The sequence below is a fragment of the Neisseria sp. P0001.S005 genome (genome assembly GCF_051963715.1).
Genome location: NZ_JBQCTZ010000554.1, coordinates 1 through 510, shown reverse-complemented (window position 1 = coordinate 510; position 510 = coordinate 1). Strand labels below are relative to the sequence as shown.

1 protein-coding gene is annotated in these 510 nt (G+C 54.3%); it reads left to right on the top strand.

All coding sequences use genetic code 11. The features are described 5' to 3' along the window. Positions 1 to 22: 22 nt before the first annotated feature. On the top strand, positions 23 to 510 hold a 488-nt coding region (nagZ, locus tag ACTHSP_RS21620), incomplete at its 3' end, for a beta-N-acetylhexosaminidase (RefSeq protein WP_440346958.1).

The window sequence follows — 510 nt, the reverse complement described above, 5'->3', positions numbered from 1 at the left end:
ATACATTATTCAGGACAAAACAATGAATACGCCTCATCTTCCACGCGGCCCAGTCATGGCCGATGTTGCCGCCTATCATCTGACCGAAGAAGAAAAACAACGCCTGCTCGACCCTGCCGTCGGTGGCGTTATTTTGTTCCGCCGCAACTTTGAAAACGTTTCCCAGCTCAAAGCTTTGGTTCAAGAAATCAAAGCCGTCCGTACACCTGAACTCATCATCGCCGTCGACCACGAAGGCGGACGGGTTCAACGTTTTATTGACGGCTTCACCCGCCTGCCGGCCATGAACGTATTGGGCGAAATTTGGGACAACGAAGGCAAAGAAGCCGCCTGCGCCCAAGCAGAACAAGTCGGCTGGGTTTTAGCAACCGAACTCTCCGCCTGCGGTATCGACCTATCCTTCACGCCTGTTTTGGATTTGGACTGGGGGCAATGCGCCGTCATCGGCAACCGCAGTTTCCACCGCGACGCCAACATCGTTACCCAGCTTGCCCTTGCCCTGCAAAAAGG